This is a genomic window from Streptomyces sp. NBC_00820 (genome assembly GCF_036347055.1).
Classification (GTDB): Bacteria; Actinomycetota; Actinomycetes; order Streptomycetales; family Streptomycetaceae; genus Streptomyces.
Map to the genome: position 1 here is coordinate 4,423,974 of NZ_CP108882.1, position 23,375 is coordinate 4,447,348.

A 23,375-nucleotide genomic window follows, 5' to 3' on the forward strand; every position below is an offset into this window, starting at 1 on the left:
CAGGGCCCCAACGCAGAACCTCAACCCGCAACCCAAGGAGCGGACAGATGCCCATCGCAACTCCCGAGGTCTACAACGAGATGCTCGACCGGGCGAAGGCGGGCAGGTTCGCCTACCCGGCCATCAACGTCACCTCGAGCCAGACCCTGAACGCCGCCCTGCGCGGCTTCGCGGAGGCGGAGAGCGACGGCATCGTCCAGATCTCGACCGGCGGTGCCGAGTTCCTCGGCGGCCAGTACAGCAAGGACATGGTGACCGGCGCGGTCGCGCTCGCGGAGTACGCGCACATCATCGCCGAGAAGTACCCGGTCCAGATCGCGCTGCACACCGACCACTGCCCGAAGGACAAGCTGGACGGGTACGTCCGTCCGCTGCTCGCCCTGTCCGAGGAGCGCGTGAAGGCCGGTCAGAACCCGCTGTTCCAGTCGCACATGTGGGACGGCTCCGCCGAGACCCTCGCCGACAACCTGGCCGTCGCCCAGGAACTGCTGGAGCAGGCCCGCCGCGCCAACATCATCCTCGAGGTGGAGATCACCCCGACCGGTGGCGAGGAGGACGGTGTCACGCACGAGATCAACGACGAGCTGTACACCACCGTCGACGACGCGATCCGCACCGTCGAGGCCCTCGGCCTGGGCGAGAAGGGCCGCTACCTGCTGGCCGCCTCCTTCGGCAACGTGCACGGCGTGTACAAGCCGGGCAACGTCGTCCTGCGTCCCGAGCTGCTGAAGGAGCTGAACGACGGCGTCGCCGCCAAGTTCGGCAAGCAGTCGCCGTTCGACTTCGTCTTCCACGGCGGCTCCGGCTCCAGCGAGCAGGAGATCCTCACCGCGCTGGAGAACGGCGTCGTGAAGATGAACATCGACACCGACACGCAGTACGCCTTCACCCGTCCGGTCGCCGGTCACATGTTCGCGAACTACGACGGCGTCCTGAAGGTCGACGGCGAGGTCGGCAACAAGAAGGCCTACGACCCGCGCACCTGGGGCAAGCTGGCCGAGGAGTCGATGGCCGCGCGTGTCCTCGTGGCCGCGAACAACCTGCGCTCGGCGGGCAACAAGATCAAGTAGCCCCTGGCGGTACCTCCGGCCGGACCCGGCACCTGCTCACAGGTGCCGGGTCCGCTGTATACCTGGAGCATGCCCGACGTCCGGCTGGCCTCGTCCCAGGGCAAGTGGATCCTGTTCACCACGGTGCTCGGCTCCAGCATGGCCCTGCTGGACTCGACGGTCGTCAACGTGGCGCTCCCGCGCATCGGCCGCGACCTCGGTACCGGGCTCGCCGCCCTGCAGTGGACGGTCAACGCGTACATGCTCACGCTGGCGGGCCTGATCCTGCTGGGCGGTTCGCTGGGCGACCGCTACGGCCGGCGGAAGATCTTCGTTCTCGGGGTGGTCTGGTTCGCGGCGGCCTCCCTGCTCTGCGGCCTCGCCCCGAACGCCGCCGTCCTGATCGGCGCCCGCGCCCTGCAGGGCATCGGCGGCGCGCTCCTCACCCCAGGCTCCCTCGCGCTCATCCAGGCCTCCTTCGACCCCGAGGACCGCAGCCGGGCGGTCGGCCTGTGGTCCGGCTTCGGCGGCATCGGCGCGGCCGTCGGCCCCTTCGTGGGCGGCTGGCTGGTGGACGGCCCCGGCTGGCGCTGGGTGTTCCTGCTGAACGTGCCGGTGGCGCTGGTGTGCGTGCCGGTGGCGCTGCGGCACGTACCGGAGTCCGACGCGGCCACCTCCGGCGAGGGCGTCCCGCAGGGCCGCTTCGACGTCCTCGGCGCGGCCCTGGGCGCCCTGGCGCTGGCCCTGGTGACGTACGCCCTGATCGAGGCCCGTGAGCTCTCCCCGGCGGTCGTGGTGAGCGCGGTGGCGGGCGTGGCCGCGGCGGTGGCCTTCGTGTACGTCGAGCATCACCGCGCGAACCCGATGCTCCCGCCGGGCATCTTCGCCTCGCGCCAGTTCACGGCCGTCAACCTGGTCACCCTGTGCGTGTACGGGGCCTTCGGCGGCTTCTTCTTCCTCACCGCGCTCCAGCTCCAGGTGGTGGCGGGCTACTCGCCGCTGGGGGCCGGTACGGCCCTGCTGCCGACCACCGTCCTGATGCTGCTGTTCTCGGCCCGCTCCGGCGCCCTCGCCGACCGCACGGGCCCCCGGCTGCCGCTGACGGTGGGCCCGCTGCTGTGCGCGGCGGCGATGCTGCTGATGCTGCGGGTGGGCCGGGACGCGGACTACCCGACGGACGTCCTGCCCGCCCTGCTCGTCATGGGCGCCGGCATGGTCACCCTGGTCGCCCCGCTGACCGCCACGGTCCTCGCATCTGTCGACACCGCCCGCGCCGGTCTGGCCAGCGGCATCAACAACGCGGCGGCGCGGGTGGCGGGCCTGATCGCGGTGGCCGCGCTGCCGCTGCTGACCGGCATGGGCCCGGAGGCCTACCGCTCCCCGCCCGCCTTCGACGCGGCGTTCGACAAGGCCATGCCGATCTGCGCGGGTGTGCTGGTGCTGGGCTCGGTGCTCGCGTTCTCCCTGGTCCGCCGCCCGGCCCCGGACCACCGCAGACCGGAGTGCCGACGCCACGCCTGCGTGCCGTTCCCGCCCCTGGAGCAACCGGGAGACGCCGCCACGTCTTCCGGCGCCACGTCTTCCGCCGCTGGTCGAGCCGCCGGGTGATCCCGGGGCGGCCGAGGTAGCCGGGGCGGCCGGGGCGCCGAGTCCGCGTGCGGTGCGGGCGGCCGTGGAATCCGGCTTCCTCGGCGGGTGCGGGCAACCGTCACCGACCGAGGGCGATGCAGCAGACTGGGGCCCATGACGATTCACGAGAACCTCCTCGGCGGCCCGCCCCCCACCCACCTCCCCGACGAGCCGGAGCCCCGCGAGCTGCTCGCGGGCGGCACCGACCCGGCGGACGTCGCCGCCAAGTACCCCACCTCCTCCCTCGCCTGGGCCCAGCTGGCCGACGACGCCTTCGAGCGGGGCTCGGTCGTGGAGTCGTACGCCTACGCCCGTACGGGCTACCACCGCGGCCTGGACGTCCTGCGCCGCAACGGCTGGAAGGGCCACGGCCCGGTGCCGTGGGAGCACGAGCCCAACCGCGGCTTCCTGCGCGCCCTGCACGCCCTCGCCCGCGCCGCGCAGACGATCGGCGAGCAGGAGGAGTACGCCCGCTGCACCCAGTTCCTGAAGGACTCCTCCCCGACGGCGGCCCAGACCCTGGGCTGACCCCTACGGGGCCCGTGGGAAACATGACGACGGTATGGCCCGTCTGGCGGCAGACGGGCCTTGCCGAATCCTGGAGGATTGCGGAGGATTCCGGTTGGGGACCGGGGCCCCCGTGCCGGCATCGGCAGGGGCGGACCGCTACCCGGAGTAACACAGGAGACAGCGATGTCCCAACAGGCTCACCCCCCTTTCGAGGCCGCTGAGCCCGAGACTCCGCATCTCGACTTCGCCGGTACGACGCCGTACGAGGACTACGTCAAGGCCGACGTGCTCACCCATCTCCAGCACACCCTCTCCGACGATCCCGGAGAGATGGTCTTCCTGGTCACGACCCAGGTGATGGAGCTGTGGTTCACGGTGCTCGTGCACGAGTGGGAGACCGCCGCCAAGGCGCTCCGCTCGGACGACGTGCCCACCGCCGTCGCCGCGCTGAAGCGGTCCGTACGGGAGCTGGAGGCGCTGAACGCCTCCTGGAAGCCGCTCGGACAGCTGACCCCGGCCCAGTTCAACTCGTACCGCAGCGCCCTCGGCGAGGGTTCCGGATTCCAGTCGGCGATGTACCGCCGCATGGAGTTCCTGCTCGGCGAGAAGTCCGCGTCCATGCTCGTCCCGCACCGGGGCGCCCCGCGCGTCCACGCGGAGCTGGAGAAGGCCCTGCACGAGCCCAGCCTGTACGACGAGGTCGTACGGCTCCTCGCGCGCCGGGGGTACGCCGTGCCGGACGCGGTCCTGCAGCGGGACGTCGCGCGGCGCTACGAGCACTCGGACGCCGTCGAGGCGGCCTGGGCCGAGGTGTACTCCGGCGACCAGGGCAGCGAACTAGCCCGCCTGGGCGAGGCGTTGACCGACGTCGGTGAACTGGTGTGGCGCTGGCGCAACGACCACCTGGTCGCCACCCGCCGCGCGATGGGCGCCAAGCCCGGTACGGGCGGCTCCGCCGGGGTGGCCTGGCTGGAGAAGCGCGCACGCAAGAACGTTTTCCCGGAGCTGTGGACGGCGAGGTCACATGTCTGAGATGAGCGAACTGGCGGTACGGGCGGCGAAGTTGGACGCCGCCGACGAACTGGCCGGGCTGCGGTCCCGCTTCGCCCTCGACACCGTGTCCGATCACGCGGCCGACGCCGCGGGGGTCTACCTGGACGGCAACTCGCTGGGCGCGCTGCCCGCGCACGTACCCGGCCGGCTGGAGGACGTCGTCCGCCGGCAGTGGGGCGAACTGCGCATCCGCTCCTGGGAGGAGAGCGGCTGGTGGACCGCGCCCGAGCGGATCGGCGACCGGATCGCCCCGCTGGTCGGCGCGGCGCCGGGGCAGATCGTGGTGGGCGACTCGACAAGTGTCAACGTGTTCAAGGCCCTTGTGGCGGCCGTCCGCATGGCGGGTGACGGCCGCGACGAGATCCTGGTCGACGCGACGACCTTCCCCACGGACGGCTACATCGCCGAGTCGGCAGCCCGCATGACCGGATGCGAGCTGCGCGCGGTGACTCCGCAGGAGGTGCCCTCGGCCCTCGGTGGCCGTACGGCGGCGGTGCTGCTGAACCACGTCGACTACCGCACCGGCCACCTGCACGACCTGCCCGCGCTGACGGCCGCCGTCCACGCCTCGGGCGCCCTCGCGGTCTGGGACCTGTGCCACAGCGCGGGCGCGCTCCCGGTCGGCCTGGACGAGCACGGCGTCGACCTGGCCGTCGGCTGCACCTACAAGTACCTGAACGGCGGGCCCGGTTCGCCCGCGTACCTGTACGTGCGCGAGGAGCTCCAGGACCGTTTCGACTCCCCGCTGCCCGGCTGGAACTCGCACGCCGAGCCCTTCGGCATGAGCCCGGACTACGCCCCGGCCCCGGGTGCCCCGCGCGGTCGCGTCGGTACGCCGGACATCCTGTCCATGCTGGCGCTGGAGGCGTCCCTGGAAGTCTGGGACGGGGTCTCGATCGACGCGGTGCGCGCCAAGTCCCTCGCCCTGACGGACTTCTTCCTCGAATGCGTCGAGGCACGCACCGAGCCCGGCCGCCTCGAGTGCCTGACCCCCCGGGAGCACGCGCGGCGCGGCAGCCAGGTCGCGCTGCGCTGCGCCGACGCCGGGAAGGTGATGGAGCGGCTGATCGAGCGGGGCGTGGTGGGCGACTTCCGCCGTCCCGACGTGCTCCGCTTCGGCTTCACGCCGCTGTACGTCGGCTTCGCCGAGGTGGAGCGGGCGGCGCGGGTGCTGGGAGAGGTGCTGACGTAACGGCCGCGTTCGCGGGCAGGGGCGTGTGGGGGCCGGCCGTTCGGCCCCCACACGCCCCTCGGGCAGCCCCGGCGGCCGCCCTTGCGCGGCCGAACTCCGCACGGAAAGAACCGTTTTCCTCTGACCCTGCGTCATATCCCCATGTCGCCGCACGTCACTGGCCTGATAGCGTCCGCGCCAACGGCCGATTTCGACCCTGGACCGCCAAGCCCTCCCCCCGTGCCGAAAGCCGGGGAGGTGCCCCCACCGTCGCTGAGAGGTTGGAGCATGCCGGACGACGCCGCCGCAGCCCGCGCCGCCGCCGAGGAGGAGTCGGCGTTCTCCCACCCACCGGTGGACCCCGACGTCACCGCCGCGTACGGCGACCACCCCGACCAGGTGATCGACTTCTACGCCCCGCGGACCCCGGACGCCCCCGCCGCCTCGACCCCGCTGGTCGTGGTCCTGCACGGCGGAGCCTGGCGCGCCGCCTACGACCGCCGCCACATCACCCCCTTCGCGGACTACCTGGCGCGCAAGGGCTTCGCGGTCGCCAACGTGGAGTACCGGCGCGGCGGCGACCCCCTGATCCCCGCGCAGAACGCGGGCGACGCGCCAGGTACCGAAACCCCGGCCGCCATCGCCGGCCGCTGGCCCGACACCTTCGACGACGTGGCCGCCGCCCTGGACGCCCTCCCCGCCCTGGTGCGCGAGGCACTCCCGCGGGCCGACCCGCGCCGCACGGTCCTCACCGGCCACTCGGCCGGCGGCCACCTCGCGCTGTGGGCCGCGGCCCGCCACGTCCTGCCCGCCGACGCGCCCTGGCGCACCGACCGCCCGGCGGCCCTGCGCGGCGTGGTCGCCCTGGCCCCCATCGCCGACTTCGAGGTCGCGGAGAAGCTGGACGTCTGCGGCAACGCGGCCCTCCAACTCCTCGGCGGAGCGGACCACTTCCCCGAGCGCCGGCCGTACGCCGACCCCGCCCTCCTGCTCCCGACCGGGATCGCGACCACCCTGGTCCAGGGCCGCGCCGACCTGGACGTCCCGCAGATGGTCGCGGAGTCGTACGCGGACGCGGCGGCCAAGGCGGGCGAGGTGGTGGGCCTGACCCTGCTGGAGGACGTCGGCCACTTCCCGCTGATCGACCCGGCGGCGGACGCGTGCGCGGTGGTGGCGGAGGAGATCGCCCAGCTCGCCTGGTGACCCGGTCATACCCGTAGTACCTGAGAGCTACGGCTCAGGACGGCTCCCCGGCGGGACGCGGTCTACCTCCCCCGATTTCTAACTTCCTTGTCAGCCAAGCCCGATGACCGGGCCGACTGAGAGGAAGACCATCATGGGGCGCGCATCGCATCAGGACTCGCGGCGGGACAGCAGACGGCGCCGGGCCCTGCTGTCCGCTCTCCTCACCGCCGCCATGGTCGTCCCCCTCTCAGGCGCGGCCCGCCGCCCCGACATCCCGGCCCCGCCCCCCGCCACCCTCGCTCCCCTCGTCCCGGCCACCCTGCGCACCACGTACGAGGCGAACCGCGCCAACGCCGCCCAGGCGGCCCGCATGGCCGCCGCACACGGCGACGGACACCGCGCCGCCGCCGACCGCGCCCTGGCCGGCCCCTCCTGCCATCTCCTCTCCTTCGACGGCCGGGGCACCGGCCTGGCCACGGAGGTCCTCGGCGATCTGCTCCGCGCCGAGCACGTAGCGGTCCTCGTGCCCGGCTCCGACACCTCCATCGACACCTACGCCCGCTTCCACAGGGCGGCGGCGGCCCTGTACGAGGACCTCACGCGCCGCGCCCCCACCGGCTCCCGCGTCGCCGTGGTCGCCTGGCTCGGCTACGCGACCCCCGGCACGGTCAGCACCACCGTGACCACCGTCGCCCGAGCCGACGACGCGGCACCCCACCTGCGCGCGTTCATAGGGGAGTTGCGCACACTTACCCCCGCGCGCACCCGCGTCTCCCTCCTCTGCCACTCCTACGGCTCGGTCGTCTGCGGCCGCGCCGCCGTGGGTCCGGACGTCGACGACATCGCCCTGATCGGCAGTCCCGGCACGGGTGCCGGCACCGTCGCCGGCCTGCACACGTCCGCCCGCGTCTGGGCCGCCCGCGGCAGCGGCGACTGGGTGGCCCACGTACCGCACGTACGCGCCGACCTGCTGTTCGCCACCGTCGGCTTCGGCACCGACCCGGTCTCCCGCGCCTTCGGCGCCCGGGTCTTCGACGCCGGCGACGCCGGCCACAGCGGCTACTTCACCCCGGGCTCGCCCTCCCTCGCCAACCTGGCCCGGATCACCCTCGGCGAGCCCTCGGAGGTGACCCGTGCCTGAGCAGACCCCGCACGCTCCGCGCCGCGCGATGAACGCGATACAGGCGATCAACGCGGTACAAGCGGTGAACGCCGTACGAGCGATGAACCCCCTGAACGCGATACGCCAGGGCGCCTGCCGCCTGGACGCGGCCACACCCCCGTCCCGGGACCGCGCGGTCGACGCCCTGCGGGCCTTCGCGATCCTCGGTGTCGTACTCGGCCACTGGCTGGTCACGGCACTGACCGCAGAGGGCGGCGCCCTGCACACGGCGAGCCCGTTGCGGTACATGCCGTGGCTGGCCCCGATCTCCTGGATGTTCCAGACCCTGGCGGTCTTCTTCCTGGTGGGCGGCCACGTGGCGGCCCGCAGCCACGCCTCGGCACGCGCCCGCGGCCTGACCTACCCTCAGTGGCTGCGCGCCCGGCTGTCCCGCCTCCTGCGGCCGGCCACGGCCTTGCTGGCCCTCTGGACAGTGGCCGGTACCGGGCTTCTCCTCACCGGCACGCCACTGTCCACGGACCACACGCTCCTCAAACTCGCCCTGTCCCCACTGTGGTTCCTCCTGGTGTTCGCCGCGCTCACGGCCGCCACCCCGCTCGTCAGCCGACTCCACCCACTCTGGCCCCTGGCTGTCGTCCTGCACGTGGACGTCCTGCGCTTCGGCCTGCACACCGGCCCCTCCTGGCTGGGCTGGGTGAACGTGGCGGCGGGCTGGCTGGTCCCGTACACCCTGGGCACCACCTGGTCCCGCGGCGAGCTGGAGACCCGCCGCGCGGCCTGGGCCCTGCTCCTCGGCGGTACGACGGCCACGGCCGCGCTCGTCATCGGGGCGGGGTACCCGGCCTCCATGGTCGGTGTCCCGGGCGCCCCAGTCTCCAACCTCGACCCGCCGACCCTGGCGGCCGTGACCTTCGGCGTGGCCCAGTGCGGTCTGGCGCTCCTCCTGCGCGACCGACTGCGCGGGGCGATGCGCCGCCCGCTTCTCTGGGCGGGCGTGGCCCTGGTCAACCTCTCCGCGATGACGGTCTTCCTGTGGCACCAGACGGCCCTGATGGCCACGACTGCCACCGCCCTCATGGCCGGCCGCCTCCCCGGTCTGCACACTCCACCGGACTCCCTGACCTGGGTGCTGGCCCGGCTGGGCTGGCTCCCCGTGTTCGCCCTGGTCCTGGCGCTGTGCTGGACCGCGTTCCGGTCCATCGAGCAGGAGCCCCGCCGCCGTGCCCCCGCCGCCGGCGCGCGTGTCCCGCGGCGGCGCCGTCGGGTGGTCCGGGCGCACAGGGCCTTGGACGGGGAAGCTGCGGGGGTGGTCCGCCGTGCCTAAGGTGATCCGCGTGACGGAATCGGGGGGTGGCCGGGTGCTTGTGGTGCTCGGGGGCTGGGTCCGGCGCCGGCTGCGGGTGCTGCACGACGACCTGTGGACCTTCGGGCCGGATCCGCTGCCCGCGTCCGTGTGGCTTCGCTGGCTGCCGCACGGCCTGGTGTGTCTCGCCGCGTTCGTGCTCATGTTCGGCAGCGTGGCGCAGCTCTCGGACGGTGCGCATCTGGGCCCGGCACTGGCCTTCCTGCTCGGTCTCGCGCCGGGCGGCGCGGTCGTCCTCGCGCTGTGGCGGCCCGTTCCGGGCTGGTTGCTTTCCATGGCGGCGACCGTGGCAGGTGCCGTCGTGGTGCACCGAGAGCAGTACATCGTGGCCGGTGAGACGTTCACCTGGCCCTGGAGCGCGGCCGGCATCATCGCGCATCTGCTCGTACTGCTCCTGCTCGCGCTGCGCGTGCGCACCCGGGTGTCGGTCGAGGCGCTGGTTCTGACCGCGCTGGTCACTTACGTCCTGGAGGGCGTGTGGGGCGGGACGCGTTACCAGCCCACCGGGGTCGTCGCGGTGGTGCTGTCCACGGTCGTCGTGGTGCTCGGCATCGCCCTGCGCGGCCGCCGGGTGGCGCGCGCCCAACTCGTCGAGCAGACCACCCTCACCGCCGAGGAACGGGCCCGCCGCACCCTGCTGGAGGAGCGCAGCCGTATCGCGCGGGAGCTGCACGACGTGGTCGCACACCACATGTCGGTGATCTCCATCCAGGCGCAGGTGGCCCCGCACCTCGTCGAGCACCCGTCGGACGAACTGATCGAGAACCTCTCGGGTATCCGGCAGAACGCTCTGGAGGCGCTCACCGAGCTGCGCCGGGTCCTCGGCGTGCTGCGTGCCGAGAACCCGGAGGGCCCCGGCGCCCCGGACAACCCCGAGGACCCGTACGGCCTGGGCGCCCCCGGCACCGGGTCGGCACCGCACGCTCCCCAGCCCACCCTCGACCGGCTCGACGCGCTGATCGGCAACACCCGGGCGGCGGGGATGGACGTGGCCACCGAGATCAAGGGCGAGGCGCGGCCCTACGCTCCGGGCGTGGAGCTGTCGGCGTACCGGATCGTGCAGGAGGCGCTGAGCAACGCCCTGCGGCACGCGCCGGGGTCCCGGGTGCGCGTCGGGGTGACGCACCTGCCGGGCGGTCTGCGGCTGGAGGTGACCAACTCCCGCCCGCGCCGGCCCGTTCCGGCCTACCCGGGTGCCGGACACGGGCTGCTCGGCATGCGGGAGCGCGCCGCGATGCTCGGCGGCCACGTCACCGCGACCCGCACCCCGCACGGAGGCTTCGCCGTCACGGCCTTCCTCCCCGGGGACGGCACCGCGACCACGCCCCTGCCCCATCCGCGGCCGACAGGAGAACCGACCCCATGACGAGCGGCACCGGCACCATCCGCGTCCTCATCGCCGACGACCAGCAGATGGTCCGGCAGGGTTTCACCGTGCTGCTCAACACCAAACCCGACATCGACGTGATCGGTCAGGCGGTGGACGGCAGGGACGCGATCGCCCAGGTCGGCGAACTGATGCCGGACGTGGTCCTGATGGACATCCGGATGCCCGTCCTTGGAGGCATAGAGGCGACCCGCCGCATCGCGGAGGAGTACCCGGGCGTCAGGGTGCTGGTCCTGACCACCTTCGACCTGGACGAGTACGTGTACGACGCGCTGCGGGCGGGAGCCTCCGGGTTCCTGCTCAAGGACGCCTCCGCGGACCAGCTCGCCGAGGCGGTCCGGATCGTCGCCGCCGGGGACGCGCTGCTCGCACCGGGTGTCACACGCCGCCTGATCGCCGAGTTCGCGCGCCTGGACGGCTCGTTCCGGGCCCCGCTCAAGCAGCGCGTGGGCGAGCTGACGGGGCGGGAGACGGAGGTGCTGGCGCTGATCGCGCAGGGCCTGTCGAACGCGGAGATAGCCGAGGGGCTGGTGGTGGCGGAGCAGACCGTGAAGACGCATGTGGGCCGGATCCTGGTGAAGCTGGGCCTGCGCGACCGCACGCAGGCGGCGGTCTTCGCCTACGAGTGCGGGCTGGTCCGCCCCGGCGGCCGCTGACCCGCCCGCGCTACGGGCCCGCTGACCCGCCCGCGCTCCGGGCCCGGTGTCCCTCCCGTAGTGCCTGACCCGGTTCCCCTCCCGTAGTACCTGAGACGGACGCCCGGGAACCCTCTCCGTGGGGACGACCGCGGCCCCCGCTCCGGCCTACCGTCTACCGCGTGACCGAGACGACGTACACGCAGCCGACACCGCCGGACGGGGAGGGTGGAACGCGCAGCCCCGAGTTCCGGCTTGCCGCGGACGCCCTGCGCGGGCTGCGGCAGGACCTGTTCCGGGGCGCCTTCGCCTACCGCCCGTTGCCCCGCGCGGCCGTCGACGGACCCCTCGGACGTGTGCTGCCCGGCCGGCTCAAGGAGTACGCGGCGTGGGCCCCGCACGTCACCGTCGCCGCCGTCGGCGGCATCGCGGCGCTCGTGTCCCTGTCCGGCACCTACGGCGGCCCGGCCGCACTTCTGTGCGCGCTGCTGGTCCTCGTTCCGGTCCTGCTCACCCTGGTGCGTCCGGCGGGTGCCTTCTGGCTGTCGCTCGTGGTGACCACGCTCACCGCGGCCGTGGGGAGCGGGGAGTGGACCAGCTGGCCGTGGCTGCCGGGCAGCTTCCTCGCGCACCTGACCGTGCTGACGGTCGTGGCGATACGCACCAGACCGCGCGCCGCCGCGTGGATGTGGGTACTGACCGCGGCGTACGCCTTCTTCGCCGAGGCAGGTTTCGGCGAGTGGCACTCCGGCACGGACACCGCCCCGATGCTGTTCCTGTCCGCGCTGATCCTGCTGGCCGTCACCGTCCGGCACACGCACCGCCAGGCCCGTCGGGAGGTGACGGCCCAGCGGACGGCGACCGCGCAGGAGCGTTCCCGGCGCACCCTGCTGGAGGAGCGCTCGACCATCGCCCGCGAGCTGCACGACGTCGTCGCCCACCACATGTCGGTGGTCGCCATCCAGGCGGAGGCCGCGCCCTACCGGGTGCAGAACCCGCCGCCGGAGCTGGAGAAGGCGTTCGCCACCATCCGGGAGAACGCGGTGGCGGCGCTCACCGAGCTGCGCCAGGTGCTGGGCGTGGTCCGCGCGGAGGACTACGAGGCCCCGGACGCCCCGCAGCCCACCCTCGCGGACCTGGACACGCTGCTCGCCAACGTGCGGGAGACGGGCCTGGAGGTCGGCAAGACGGTGACCGGCGCGGTGCGTGAACTCCCGCAGGGCGTCGAGCTGTCGGCGTACCGGATTGTGCAGGAGGCGCTCAGCAACACGCTGCGGCACGCGCCGGGGGCGACCGCCCGGGTCGAGATCGGGTACGTGCTCGGGGGCCTCGGAGTGCGCGTGGTCAACGGGCCGCCGCCCGCCCCGCACCTGGTGAAGCCCTCGCCGGGTGCCGGCCACGGCATCACGGGCATGCGGGAGCGGGTGACCATGCTGAACGGCGAGATGACCGACGGCCCGACGGCCGAGGGAGGCTACGAGGTGACCGTCTTCCTGCCGGTCCCGGCGGCGACGGGCACCGAGGTCGAGCTCTTCGAGGGCGGGTCATGACGATCCGTGTGGTGATTGCGGACGACCAGATGATGGTCCGCGAGGGCTTCTCCGTCCTGCTGAACGCGATGCCGGACATCGAGGTCGCCGGCGAGGCCGTCAACGGGCGCGAGGCGGTGACGCGGGTGCGTGAACTCGCCCCGGACGTCGTGCTGATGGACATCCGCATGCCGGAGCTGAACGGCATCGAGGCGACCCGGGAGATCGTCGCGGCGGACGCGGCGGCGAAGGTGCTGGTGCTGACCACGTTCGACCTGGACGAGTACGTGTACCAGGCCCTGCGCGCGGGCGCCTCGGGCTTCCTCCTGAAGGACGCCTCCGCGCGCCAACTGGCCGAGGCCGTACGTGTGGTGGCGTCCGGTGAGGCCCTGTTGGCCCCCTCGGTCACCAGACGGCTGATCCACGAGTTCTCCCGGCTCTCGGACACCCCGCGCCTGATGCCGTCCGCCCACGCGGCCTACGGCGAACTCACCGAGCGCGAGACCGAGGTGCTGGTCCTCATCGCCCAGGGCCTGTCCAACGCGGAGATAGCCGGGCGGCTGGTGGTCGCGGAGTCCACGATCAAGACCCACGTGAGCCGCATCCTCGTGAAACTGGGCCTCAGGGACCGCACCCAGGCGGCGGTGTTCGCCTACGAGGCGCGCCTGGTGACACCGGGCTGAGGCGGCGCCCGCCCGGTGAACGCCGCCCGCATGGGATCATCCAGCGACCGGAGGCGGCGCGGGACCGGCGCCGCCCGGAAACTTCGGCTCCAGTGGAAGTGATCGTGGAACTCGAGTTGGCACCGCACCTCGGCGTCGGGCGTTTCCGGCTCGGCATGGCGGTCGCGGAGGCGCGTGACGTGGTGCGGGAGTGGGGGCTCTTCCGGGTCGTCGCGAGTGACGCGAGCCCGGGACAGATCGTGCTCACGCACGACGGGTCCCTGCTCAACATCGTGCTCGGGTTCACCAAGGGCGCGCTGAGTGGCGTCGAACTCTTCCGCTTCCTGAGAGAGGACGCCGACGTACGGGTGCTCCTCGACGGGCTCGACGTCTTCCGCACCCCGAGCGAGGCCCTCTTGGAACAGCTCGCGGAACGGGGCCGCGTCATCGAGGAGAACGACCTGGGCTTCGACGCCCTGCCGGAGCTCAAGATGATTCTCTCGAACCAGAGCAGCCACGCACACCCGGCGGACGAAGCCGGCGACCCGATCTACTTCGACTACGTGCTGGTGGCCACCGAGATCGCTCCCTGAGCGGCGCGGCACCCCTGGTCAGAGCCGGTGCCGACACGTTAGCGTCCCCGCATGGCAGGCACCGTCGACCTCGCGTTCGATCCCTGGGACCCCGCTTTCCTCGCCGATCCCTACCCGGCCTACGCCGAGCTGCGCGCTCGCGGCCGGGTGATCCGGTACGAGCCGACCGACCAGTGGCTCGTGCCGCACCACGCGGACGTCTCGGCGCTGCTGCGGGACCGCCGGCTCGGGCGGACGTATCAACACCGTTTCTCGCACGAGGAGTTCGGGCGTACCGCATCCCCGGCCGAGCACGAGCCGTTCCACATCCTCAACGACCACGGCATGCTCGATCTGGAGCCGCCGGACCACACGCGCATCCGGCGCCTGGTGTCGAAGGCGTTCACCCCGCGCACGGTGGAGCGGCTGAAGCCGTATGTGCGGGCGCTGGCCGACGAGTTGGTGGGGAAGCTGGTCGAGGCGGGCGGTGGCGACCTGCTCGCCGACGTCGCCGAGCCGCTCCCCGTGGCCGTCATCGCCGAGATGCTGGGCATCCCCGAGGCGGACCGGGCGCCGCTGCGTCCCTGGTCGGCGGACATCTGCGGGATGTACGAGCTGAACCCGGGCGAGGAGACCGCCCGCAGGGCCGTACGGGCCTCCGTCGAGTTCTCCGACTATCTGCGGGAGTTGATCGCCGAGCGCCGCGAGGAACCCGGCGACGACCTGATCTCCGGGCTGATCGCGGCCCACGACGAGGGCGACCGGCTGACCGAGCAGGAGATGATCTCCACGGCGGTCCTGCTGCTCAACGCCGGTCACGAGGCCACCGTCAACGCCACCGTCAACGGCTGGTGGGCGCTGTTCCGCAACCCGGACCAGCTGGCCGCCCTACGCGCCGACCACTCCCTCGTGCCCACGGCGGTCGAGGAGTTGATGCGCTACGACACCCCGCTCCAGCTCTTCGAGCGCTGGGTCCTCGACGACATCGAGATCGACGGCACGACGATCCCCCGGGGAGCGGAGATCGCCCTGCTCTTCGGCTCCGCCAACCACGACCCGGCCGTCTTCACCGACCCCGCCCGCCTGGACCTCACCCGCGCGGACAACCCCCACATCTCCTTCAGCGCCGGCATCCACTACTGCATCGGCGCACCGCTGGCCCGTATCGAACTGGCGGCTTCCATGCGGGCGTTGCTGGAGCGCGCTCCGGACCTGAGGCTCGCCGCGGAGCCGGAGCGCAAGCCGAACTTCGTGATCCGGGGGCTGGAGGGTCTGCGGGTGGAGGTGGGCTGACTCGCCCGTTCGGGTGGCGGGCGAGCCGGTCCGACCGCGGCCGGCTCACCCCGTCATGTCCCGCCGGCGCAGCCCCGTCAGCCCCGCCGCCACCAGCGCCGCCGCCACGGCCGTGAGGGCCAGTACCGGACCCCAAGCCATCTCCCCGCCCGGCAGCTTGGGCAGGTGGGCGAAGGGGGAGAGGTCCAGGACGAACCGCGGCGCGTCCACCGCCGGGCCCACCCAGCCGATCAGCAGCACCGCGCCCGCGACACCCCAGGCGGCCGCCGCGCCGCGCGGCAGGACGCCGTGCAGCAGGACGGCGATGCCGCCCACGACCCACACCGCCGGGATCTGGACCAGGCACGCGGCCAGGATCCGTCCGGTGTCCCCGCCGTGGCCGAGGGCGAAGCCCAGGCCGGTGAGGAGCATGAGCAGGGCGGCGCCGCCGAAGGCGATGACCAGGTGCCCGGCGGCCCAGCGCAGGCGGCCGACCGCGGCGGCCAGGACGGGTTCGGCGCGGCCGGAGGCCTCCTCGGCGCTCAGCCGCAGCACCGACTGCACGATGTACAGCGCGGCGACCAGCCCGAGCATGCCGATCAGCGAGGCGAGCAGGGCGTCGGTGACGCCGGACCGCCCGCCCATCCGCTCGAAGATCTGCCGGGCCTGCTCGTTGTCCTTCACCAGGTCGGCGGCCCCGGTGCTGATCGCGCCGTAGACCACTCCGGCGACGAGGAAGCCGGCCGACCAGCCCAGCACCGCGCCGCGCTGGAGACGCCAGGCCAGGGCGGCCGCCGTGCCCAGGCGACCCGTGGCGGGCCCCGGCCGGGTGGGCAGGAAGCTCACGCCGGTGTCCCGGCGCCCGGCCAGCCCGTACGCCACCGTGCCCTGGACGAGGGCGGCCGCGGCGAACAGCGGCAGCACCCACCAGCGTTCGCCCGCGAAGGCGCGCAGGTCCTCCAGCCAGCCCAGCGGGGACAGCCAGGTCAGCGCCGAGGAGCCCTTGTCGCTCGCGGAGTCGCCCGCCGCGCGCAGTACGAAGGCCGCGCCCAGCACCGTGGCCGTCAGGCCACGGGCCAGGCGGGCGCTCTCCGTGAGCTGGGCCGCGATCGCCGCCGTCATGGCGAAGACGAGGCCCACGCCCCCGACCCCGAGTCCGAAGGTCACCGCGCCCGCGCCGCCCCGGCCCGCCAGGCCCGCCGCGATCAGCAGCGCGAGGACGCCGTTCGCGACGGCCGCCGCCAGCAGCGCGGCCGTCAGCGGGGCGCGCCGGCCGACCATCCCCGACGACACCAGTTCCTGGCGTCCGCTCTCCTCCTCGTCCCGGGTGTGCCGGACGACGACGAGCAGGCTCATCACCCCGGCGAGCGCACCCGCGTACACGCCGACGCGCCAGGCGGTCAGGGCGCCGACGGAGTCGGCGAAGACGGGGCCGACCATGGCGCGCAGGGAGGTGTTCGCCGCCATCTGGCGCATCAGGTCCGCGCGGGCGGCGGGGGTGCCGTACAGGCTCTCCAGCGTGTTCGGCATGGAGAGGACCATGAGCGCGATCACGGCGATCCACACCGGGATCAGCACGCGGTCGCGGCGCAGCGCGAAGCGCAGCAGGGTGCCGGTGCCGGCGTAGGGGCGCGCGCCTCCGGACCGTACGGAGAAGACGGAGAGGGCGGAGGGAGAGGAAGGGGAGGAGGGAGCGGAAGGGGCGGAGGGGGAGGAGGGAGCGGAAGGGGCGGAGGGGGAGGAGGGGGAGGAGGGGGAGGAGGGGGAGGTCGTGGTCACCGTGTCACCTCGGCCAGGTCGTCCGAGGCCCCGCCGTCCGCGGCCCCGTCGTCCCCGTCGTCCCCGTCGTCCCCGTCGGCCCCATCGTCCTCGTAGTGCCGCAGAAAGAGCTCCTCCAGCGTCGGCGGAGTCGACGTCAGCGAGCGCACGCCCGCCTCGCCGAGCGTGCGCAGCACGCCGTCCAGCTTGGCGGTGTCGACCTGGAGGCGGACCCGGTGGCCGTGCACGTCCAGGTCGTGCACCCCGGGCAGGTCCGCCAACGCGCCTGGAGGTCCCACGAGTTCGGCGGTCACGCTCGTACGGGTCAGATGGCGCAGCTCGGCCAGCGAGCCGCTCTCGACCGTGCGGCCGCGGCGGATGATGCTGACCCGGTCGCAGAGCTGCTCCACCTCGCTGAGGATGTGGGAGGAGAGCAGGACGGTGCGGCCCCGGTCCCGCTCCTCCTCCACGCACCGCTGGAAGACCTCCTCCATCAGCGGGTCCAGGCCCGAGGTCGGCTCGTCCAGGATCAGCAGGTCCACGTCCGAGGCGAAGGCGGCGACCAGGGCGACCTTCTGCCGGTTGCCCTTGAGTAGGTGCGGCCCTTCTTGGTGGGGTCCAGCTCGAAGCGCTCGGTCAGCTCGGCGCGCCGCCGGGTGTCCAGGCCCCCGCGCAGGCGGCCGTAGAGGTCGATGACCTCGCCGCCGGAGAGGTTGCGCCACAGGGTCACGTCGCCGGGGACGTAGGCGATGCGGCGGTGGGCCTCCACCGCGTCCCGCCACGGGTCGCGGCCCAGGACCTGCGCGGCGCCCGCGTCGGCGCGCAGCAGGCCGAGCAGGACCCGGATGGTGGTGGACTTGCCGGCGCCGTTGGGGCCGAGGAAGCCGTGCACCTCGCCGGCCTCCACGTCCAGGTCGAGGCCGTCCAGGGCTTGGGTGCGGCCGAAGGACTTGCGCAGTCCCGAGACGGTGATTGCCTTCGTCATGGTTCCGAACGTACGCGTTCTTCAGAAATTTGTGAAGTTAAGGAAGCGTTTGAATCTCGGCTAGGCTGAACGGTATGAGCGAATCGACCGGAGCGGGGGCCGGTACCGGGACCGGACAGCGGGACGCGGAGGCCGTGTCGAAGTTCGTCGAGTCCTTCGCCGCGCAGCTCGTCGAGGCCGGGATGCAGCGGATGCCCGCCCGCATCTTCGCCGCGCTGCTCTCCGCCGACGAGGGCGCGCTCACCTCCGCCGAACTGGGCGAACAGCTCCAGGTCAGCCCCGCCGCCGTCTCCGGCGCGGTGCGCTACCTGGCGCAGCAGCACATGGTCTCGCGCGAGCGCGAGCCCGGCTCACGCCGGGAGCGCTACCGGGTGCACAGCAACCAGTGGTACGAGGCCCTGACCAACCGCGAGGCCGTCCTCAAGCGGTGGGAGACCGCCCTGCGCGACGGCGTCACCAGCCTCGGCGCGGCCACGCCCGCCGGGCGCCGCATGGCCGAGACGCTCGCCTTCTTCGAGTTCGTCGACGGCGAGATCGCGGCCATGATGGAGCGCTGGCGGGTGCACCGGGACAAGACCTTCGGTCAGGCCTGACCCCGGGCCCGACTCGCCGGGCGTGACCCCGGGCAGGGCTCATCGGGCCTGACTCACCGGGCCTGGGCCGGGCTCACCGGGCCTGACTCACCCGGCCCGACTCACCGGCCCGAGGAGGGCACCACCAGTCCCCACGCCCCCTCCACCACCCGCCACGTGCGCCGTCGCACCGGACCCGACACCATTGCGTCGGCGCGGTAGCGGAAGTCGGCCCCGGTCACGGTCACCGTCCGGCCGGAGGCCCGCAGCGGGGTCGCCTCCGCGCCCACCGACAGGGGCCGCACCTCCACCTCCGCCAGGCCGGACGCGCCCGGAGTCACGGAGACCGCGGCCACCGGCTGGTCCAGGTCCACGACGGTCTCGCCGTCCACCTCGATCCGCAGCCGGGCGGGGCCGGGGACCGGTACGGCGGGCAGGCGGGTGGGGCGGGCGGCCAGGGTGCGTACCAGGGAACGGTACGAGCGGTACGTCGTACGCAGCCAGGGCCGGCCGGAGCCGGCGGTCACCGGTTCGGCGGCCGCCGCCCGCACCGGAGTGGGCGGAATGCCCAGCGCCCCCAGGACCACGCCGTCGCTGTCGTCGACCAGCAGGTCCAGGCGCCGCTCCGCCCCGTCCAGCACCGCCCGGGCCGCCGCCACCGTCCCGGCCGGCACCCCGAGGGACCGGGCCAGGGCCGCTTCCCCGACCGGCACCACCGACAGCGCGCAGCCGGACAGCTCGCGGTGGCGGTGCAGCAGGGTCACCGCGCGGACCAGGGCCCGGTCGTCACCGATCACCACCGGGCGCCGGGAGCCCCGCCGGCCGAGCGCCCGGGCGAATTCCTCGGGCCCCTCCGGAAGACACACCTTGGCCGCCGCACCCGCGCTGAGCACGTCTTTCGCGATGCGGACGGACTCCCCGTCCGTCTGCCGTGCCGCCGGATCGATGATCACCAGCAGATGGTCGGACGTCGCGGAAGTCGCCACCTCGGTCCTGCCTCGCTTCCTCGGGTAGCATCTTTGTGCAAGAGCCCCTTGCGCTATTGCGCCAGGGGCTTCGTCTATTCCGGGGCATCCGGTCCGACGGTGTGCGACCAACGGCGGTCGCGGTGGTATGCGGCGCTGAACCATACGCCCACGCCCCTGACCTTGGACATGCCCCGCCCGGAAGGGGTGTACGCGCGTGCCCGCACTTGTGCTGCTCGGTGCTCAGTGGGGTGACGAAGGCAAGGGAAAGGCGACGGACCTACTCGGTGGCTCCGTCGACTATGTGGTGCGTTACCAGGGTGGTAACAACGCCGGCCACACGGTGGTCGTCGGAGACCAGAAGTACGCACTTCACCTACTCCCTTCCGGAATCCTGTCACCCGGCTGTACGCCGGTCATCGGAAACGGTGTCGTCGTCGACCCGTCGGTCCTGCTCTCCGAGCTGAGCGGTCTGAACGAGCGTGGCGTCGACACGTCCAAGCTCCTGATCAGCGGTAACGCGCATATCATCACGCCGTACAACGTGACCGTCGACAAGGTGACGGAACGCTTCCTCGGCAAGCGCAAGATCGGTACGACGGGGCGCGGCATCGGCCCGACCTACGCGGACAAGATCAACCGCACCGGCATCCGCGTGCAGGACCTCTACGACGAGTCGATCCTCACGCAGAAGGTCGAGGCGGCGCTGGAGCAGAAGAACCAGCTGCTGACCAAGGTCTTCAACCGCCGCGTGATCGAGTCCGGCCAGGTCGTCGAGCAGCTCCTGGAGCACGGCGAGGCCATCAGGCGTTACGTCGCCGACACCACGCTGATCCTCAACAACGCCCTGGACGACGACAAGGTCGTCCTGTTCGAGGGCGGCCAGGGCACGCTCCTGGACGTGGACCACGGCACGTACCCCTTCGTCACCTCCTCCAACCCGACCGCGGGCGGCGCCTGCACGGGTACCGGTGTGGGTCCGACGAAGATCAGCCGGGTCATCGGCATCCTCAAGGCGTACACGACCCGCGTCGGCGCCGGCCCGTTCCCGACCGAGCTGTTCGACGAGGACGGCGAGGCGCTGCGCCGCATCGGCGGCGAGCGGGGCGTGACGACCGGCCGTGACCGCCGCTGCGGCTGGTTCGACGCCGTGATCGCCCGCTACGCGACCCGTGTGAACGGCCTGACCGACTTCTTCCTCACCAAGCTGGACGTGCTGACCGGCTGGGAGGAGATCCCGGTGTGCGTGGCGTACGAGATCGACGGCAAGCGTGTCGAGGAACTCCCGTACTCCCAGACCGACTTCCACCACGCGAAGCCGATCTACGAGACGCTGCCGGGCTGGTCGGAGGACATCACGAAGGCGAAGACCTTCGAGGACCTCCCCAAGAACGCCCAGAACTACGTCAAGGCGCTCGAGGAGATGTCCGGCGCCCCGATCTCCGCGATCGGTGTGGGACCGGGCCGCGACGAGACGATCGAGATCAACTCGTTCATCTGAGCCGCTCACCACCGGGCCGGTACCCGGGGCGACCACGCCCCGGGTACCGGCCCGGCCGCGTGTCCGGCTTCCCCGCGCCCCCGCCCCCGCGCTTCCTCGCGCATCCCGCGCTTCCTCGCGCATCCCGCGCGGCCCGCGCCCACGGTGTCTCCCGGCCCCGACCTGCCCGGCGGGCGGTCCCGGCCCGTGCGCGGTGCAATCGGAGTATGGGCATCCACCGGAACGACCGATGCCGGGGGCCGTACGGCGGGGAGGGCGACGCGGCGCACGGCACCGACTGCGCCGATCTCGCCGTCTTCGAGGTCGGGCGGCACGGCAGGCCGCCGCTGCGGGTGTGCCCGGTGCATCTGGGGCCCTCGCTGCTGCTGGCGAGCGGGGTGCTGTGGCCGCCGGTGATCAGGCTGGTGGGGCGGCTGTGAGGGGGCCGGGGGCCCCGCGGACCGGGGGACCTCCCCCGCGGCCCGGAGGTGTCTCGTGACCCATCCTTGACCTGGACATGGTCAAATTCTGGTTCTCGCGGCCGATGGGCGCGAGCACGATCTACGCGGGTAGCCCCCGCACGATGGCGACCTCTGCCCGCGTCCACTCCAGTCTCCCGGGAGCCCGTATGCCCACCTCGCCCCTCGACCGCCGCGCGTTCCTGCAGAAGTCGGCCGTCACCACGGCCGCCGTCGCCGCCGCAGGACAGCTCGGTACCGCCACCGCCGAGGCCGCCGGCCGTACCCCCGAAAAGGCGCCGCGCACCTGGTCGTTCTCCATCCTGGGCACCACCGACCTGCACAGCCACGTCTTCGACTGGGACTACTACAAGGACGCCGCCTACACCGACAAGGCGGGCAACTCCGTGGGCGTCGCCCGGGTGGCCACCCTCGTCAAGCAGCAGCGCGCGGCCAAGGGCGAGGACCGCGTCCTGCTCGTCGACGCCGGCGACATCATCCAGGGCACCTCGCTCGCCTACTACTTCGCCCGCGTCGACCCGATCACCGGCACCGACGGCAAGCGCGGCCCGCGCCACCCCATGGCCGCCGCCATGAACCACATGCGCTACGACGCCGCCGCCCTCGGCAACCACGAGTTCAACTACGGCATCGAGGTGCTGCGCAAGTTCGAGGAGCAGTGCCGCTTCCCGCTGCTCGCCGCGAACGCCCTGGACGCGAAGACGCTCCGGCCGGCCTTCGAGCCGTACACCGTGAAGCGCATCCGCGTCCCCGGCGCGCCCGACATCAAGGTGGGCATCCTCGGCCTGACCAACCCCGGCATCGCCCTCTGGGACAAGGACAACGTCAACGGGAAGATGGTCTTCCCCGGCCTGGTCGAGCAGGCGAGGAAGTACGTGCCCCGGATGCGCGCGCTCGGCTGCGACGTCGTCTTCCTGACCGACCACTCCGGCCTGGACGGCTCCTCCTCCTACGGCGACGCGCTCCCCTACGTCGAGAACGCCTCCAACCTCGTCGCCGAACAGGTCCCCGGCATCGACGCCATCCTCGTGGGCCACACCCACGTGGAGGTCCCGTCGTACACGGTGAAGAACGCGGAGAGCGGCGAGGAGGTCCTCCTCTCCGAGCCGTACTGCTGGGGCTACCGCCTCAGCGTCTTCGACTTCGAGCTCGAACTGCGCCACGGCCGCTGGCACGTCACGGACAAGAAGGCGCAGACCCTCAACCCCGCTTCCGCGGAAGAGGACCCGGAGATCAGGAAGCTCCTGGAGGCCGACCACGAACTGGTCGTGAAGTACGTCAACACGGCGGTCGGCACCTGCACCCAGGACCTCTCCGCGGCGGAGTCCTGCTGGAAGGACGTGCCCATCATGGACTTCATCCACAAGGTCCAGGCGGACACCGTGAAGGCGGGCCTGTCCACGGCCGACGCGGCCCTGCCGCTCATCTCGGTCGCCGCGCCCTTCAGCCGCACGGCCGACATCCCGCAGGGCAGCGTGACCATCAAGGACATCGCCGGCCTCTACATCTACGACAACACCCTCTACGGCAAGAAGCTCACGGGCGCCCAGCTGCGCGACTACCTCGAATACGCGGCGAAGTACTACCACCAGGTCCCGGCCGGCACGCGGGTCGACACCGCGACGCTCACAGGCGCCAACAACTTCTGGGACTACATGTACGACACGGCGGCGGGCGTCTCCTACGACATCGACATCGCCCGGCCCGAGGGCTCCCGCATCACGAACCTCACCTACGAGGGCGCCCCGGTCGCCGACGACCAGGTCTTCGTCGTCGCCGTCAACAACTACCGCGCCAACGGCGGTTCGGGCTATCCGCACATGGCCTCGGCGGACATCGCCTACAGCTCGACCAACGAGATCCGCCAGCTGATGATCGACTACGTGACCGCGAAGAAGTCCCTCGACCCGGCGGACTTCGCCGTGACGGACTGGCGGCTCACGCAGGACGGCACCCCGGTGTTCTGACCGCGGGAAGGCGCGCCCGGACGCTCCCC

The 23,375-nt window shown here is 72.6% G+C and carries 20 protein-coding genes and 1 pseudogene; 18 read left to right on the plus strand and 3 right to left on the minus strand.

Features of this window, described 5'->3' with window-relative positions:
- Positions 1–47 precede the first annotated feature (47 nt).
- From fbaA to OIB37_RS20065, 14 genes are all read left to right on the plus strand, one after another.
- Positions 48–1,070, plus strand: coding sequence for a class II fructose-bisphosphate aldolase (gene fbaA / locus OIB37_RS20000; RefSeq protein ID WP_330458972.1), 1,023 nt, complete (start codon positions 48–50; stop codon positions 1,068–1,070).
- Positions 1,071–1,139: 69 nt separating this feature from the next.
- Entirely contained in the window at positions 1,140–2,657 is a 1,518-nt protein-coding gene (locus OIB37_RS20005) for an MFS transporter (RefSeq protein WP_330458973.1), read from the plus strand.
- A 135-nt stretch (positions 2,658–2,792) separates the two neighbouring features.
- Entirely contained in the window at positions 2,793–3,206 is a 414-nt protein-coding gene (locus OIB37_RS20010; RefSeq protein ID WP_330458974.1) for a DUF3151 domain-containing protein, read from the plus strand.
- Positions 3,207–3,371: 165 nt separating this feature from the next.
- Positions 3,372–4,220: a tryptophan 2,3-dioxygenase family protein gene (locus OIB37_RS20015; RefSeq protein ID WP_330458975.1), complete on the plus strand. Its 849-nt coding sequence runs from the start codon at positions 3,372–3,374 to the stop codon at positions 4,218–4,220.
- A 1-nt stretch (position 4,221) separates the two neighbouring features.
- Entirely contained in the window at positions 4,222–5,433 is a 1,212-nt protein-coding gene (gene kynU / locus OIB37_RS20020; protein ID WP_330458976.1) for a kynureninase, read from the plus strand.
- Between the two features lie 267 nt (positions 5,434–5,700).
- The gene (locus OIB37_RS20025) at positions 5,701–6,615 is read left to right on the plus strand and encodes an alpha/beta hydrolase (protein WP_330458977.1); all 915 of its coding nucleotides are present in this window, start codon (positions 5,701–5,703) and stop codon (positions 6,613–6,615) included.
- A 133-nt stretch (positions 6,616–6,748) separates the two neighbouring features.
- The gene (locus tag OIB37_RS20030) at positions 6,749–7,738 is read left to right on the plus strand and encodes an alpha/beta hydrolase (RefSeq protein WP_330458978.1); all 990 of its coding nucleotides are present in this window, start codon (positions 6,749–6,751) and stop codon (positions 7,736–7,738) included.
- An 82-nt stretch (positions 7,739–7,820) separates the two neighbouring features.
- Positions 7,821–9,044, plus strand: a complete 1,224-nt coding sequence (locus OIB37_RS20035; protein WP_330461903.1) for an acyltransferase family protein — start codon at positions 7,821–7,823, stop codon at positions 9,042–9,044.
- Between the two features lie 10 nt (positions 9,045–9,054).
- Complete coding sequence (locus OIB37_RS20040) at positions 9,055–10,449, plus strand: sensor histidine kinase (RefSeq protein WP_330458979.1); 1,395 nt, start codon at positions 9,055–9,057, stop codon at positions 10,447–10,449.
- Positions 10,446–11,126: a response regulator transcription factor gene (locus OIB37_RS20045; RefSeq protein ID WP_330458980.1), complete on the plus strand. Its 681-nt coding sequence runs from the start codon at positions 10,446–10,448 to the stop codon at positions 11,124–11,126. The genes OIB37_RS20040 and OIB37_RS20045 overlap by 4 nt, the downstream gene beginning before the upstream one ends.
- 161 nt (positions 11,127–11,287) lie before the next feature.
- Positions 11,288–12,655 (plus strand): sensor histidine kinase, encoded by a 1,368-nt coding sequence (locus tag OIB37_RS20050; protein ID WP_330458981.1) that lies wholly within the window; start codon positions 11,288–11,290, stop codon positions 12,653–12,655.
- Entirely contained in the window at positions 12,652–13,317 is a 666-nt protein-coding gene (locus OIB37_RS20055) for a response regulator transcription factor (protein WP_330458982.1), read from the plus strand. Before OIB37_RS20050 ends, OIB37_RS20055 begins: the two co-directional genes overlap by 4 nt.
- 104 nt (positions 13,318–13,421) lie before the next feature.
- Positions 13,422–13,889, plus strand: a complete 468-nt coding sequence (locus OIB37_RS20060; RefSeq protein WP_330458983.1) for a hypothetical protein — start codon at positions 13,422–13,424, stop codon at positions 13,887–13,889.
- A gap of 51 nt (positions 13,890–13,940) precedes the next feature.
- Positions 13,941–15,161, plus strand: a complete 1,221-nt coding sequence (locus OIB37_RS20065; RefSeq protein ID WP_330458984.1) for a cytochrome P450 — start codon at positions 13,941–13,943, stop codon at positions 15,159–15,161.
- A 45-nt stretch (positions 15,162–15,206) separates the two neighbouring features.
- Here the strand turns inward: OIB37_RS20065 and OIB37_RS20070 are convergent, their stop codons facing one another.
- Both OIB37_RS20070 and OIB37_RS20075 read right to left on the minus strand, forming a co-directional pair.
- The gene (locus OIB37_RS20070; protein ID WP_330461904.1) at positions 15,207–16,748 is read right to left on the minus strand and encodes an ABC transporter permease; all 1,542 of its coding nucleotides are present in this window, start codon (positions 16,746–16,748) and stop codon (positions 15,207–15,209) included.
- 167 nt (positions 16,749–16,915) lie between these two features.
- Positions 16,916–17,883 (minus strand): annotated as a pseudogene (locus OIB37_RS20075) (ABC transporter ATP-binding protein).
- A 74-nt stretch (positions 17,884–17,957) separates the two neighbouring features.
- Here OIB37_RS20075 and OIB37_RS20080 point away from each other — a divergent pair.
- Positions 17,958–18,476 (plus strand): GbsR/MarR family transcriptional regulator, encoded by a 519-nt coding sequence (locus OIB37_RS20080; protein WP_330458985.1) that lies wholly within the window; start codon positions 17,958–17,960, stop codon positions 18,474–18,476.
- A 101-nt stretch (positions 18,477–18,577) separates the two neighbouring features.
- On the opposite strand, the gene OIB37_RS20085 is transcribed toward OIB37_RS20080, so the two are convergent.
- The gene (locus tag OIB37_RS20085; RefSeq protein ID WP_330458986.1) at positions 18,578–19,441 is read right to left on the minus strand and encodes a diacylglycerol kinase; all 864 of its coding nucleotides are present in this window, start codon (positions 19,439–19,441) and stop codon (positions 18,578–18,580) included.
- A gap of 196 nt (positions 19,442–19,637) precedes the next feature.
- Here OIB37_RS20085 and OIB37_RS20090 point away from each other — a divergent pair, with 196 nt between their 5' ends.
- From OIB37_RS20090 to OIB37_RS20100, 3 genes are all read left to right on the plus strand, one after another.
- Complete coding sequence (locus tag OIB37_RS20090) at positions 19,638–20,921, plus strand: adenylosuccinate synthase (protein WP_330458987.1); 1,284 nt, start codon at positions 19,638–19,640, stop codon at positions 20,919–20,921.
- A gap of 206 nt (positions 20,922–21,127) precedes the next feature.
- Positions 21,128–21,340 (plus strand): hypothetical protein, encoded by a 213-nt coding sequence (locus OIB37_RS20095; protein ID WP_330458988.1) that lies wholly within the window; start codon positions 21,128–21,130, stop codon positions 21,338–21,340.
- Between the two features lie 188 nt (positions 21,341–21,528).
- Positions 21,529–23,346 (plus strand): bifunctional metallophosphatase/5'-nucleotidase, encoded by a 1,818-nt coding sequence (locus OIB37_RS20100; protein WP_330458989.1) that lies wholly within the window; start codon positions 21,529–21,531, stop codon positions 23,344–23,346.
- Positions 23,347–23,375 lie beyond the last annotated feature (29 nt).

Bases quoted from the DNA above. Each gene is read 5' to 3' on its own strand.
- OIB37_RS20005 (WP_330458973.1), top strand. From the start codon at position 1,140: ATGCCCGACGTCCGGCTGGCCTCGTCCCAGGGCAAGTGGATCCTGTTC.
- OIB37_RS20065 (WP_330458984.1), top strand. From the start codon at position 13,941: ATGGCAGGCACCGTCGACCTCGCGTTCGATCCCTGGGACCCCGCTTTC.
- kynU (WP_330458976.1), top strand. From the start codon at position 4,222: ATGAGCGAACTGGCGGTACGGGCGGCGAAGTTGGACGCCGCCGACGAA.
- OIB37_RS20025 (WP_330458977.1), top strand. From the start codon at position 5,701: ATGCCGGACGACGCCGCCGCAGCCCGCGCCGCCGCCGAGGAGGAGTCG.
- OIB37_RS20010 (WP_330458974.1), top strand. From the start codon at position 2,793: ATGACGATTCACGAGAACCTCCTCGGCGGCCCGCCCCCCACCCACCTC.
- OIB37_RS20035 (WP_330461903.1), top strand. From the start codon at position 7,821: ATGAACCCCCTGAACGCGATACGCCAGGGCGCCTGCCGCCTGGACGCG.
- OIB37_RS20095 (WP_330458988.1), top strand. From the start codon at position 21,128: ATGGGCATCCACCGGAACGACCGATGCCGGGGGCCGTACGGCGGGGAG.
- OIB37_RS20100 (WP_330458989.1), top strand. From the start codon at position 21,529: ATGCCCACCTCGCCCCTCGACCGCCGCGCGTTCCTGCAGAAGTCGGCC.
- OIB37_RS20080 (WP_330458985.1), top strand. From the start codon at position 17,958: ATGAGCGAATCGACCGGAGCGGGGGCCGGTACCGGGACCGGACAGCGG.
- OIB37_RS20030 (WP_330458978.1), top strand. From the start codon at position 6,749: ATGGGGCGCGCATCGCATCAGGACTCGCGGCGGGACAGCAGACGGCGC.
- OIB37_RS20015 (WP_330458975.1), top strand. From the start codon at position 3,372: ATGTCCCAACAGGCTCACCCCCCTTTCGAGGCCGCTGAGCCCGAGACT.
- OIB37_RS20055 (WP_330458982.1), top strand. From the start codon at position 12,652: ATGACGATCCGTGTGGTGATTGCGGACGACCAGATGATGGTCCGCGAG.
- OIB37_RS20045 (WP_330458980.1), top strand. From the start codon at position 10,446: ATGACGAGCGGCACCGGCACCATCCGCGTCCTCATCGCCGACGACCAG.
- fbaA (WP_330458972.1), top strand. From the start codon at position 48: ATGCCCATCGCAACTCCCGAGGTCTACAACGAGATGCTCGACCGGGCG.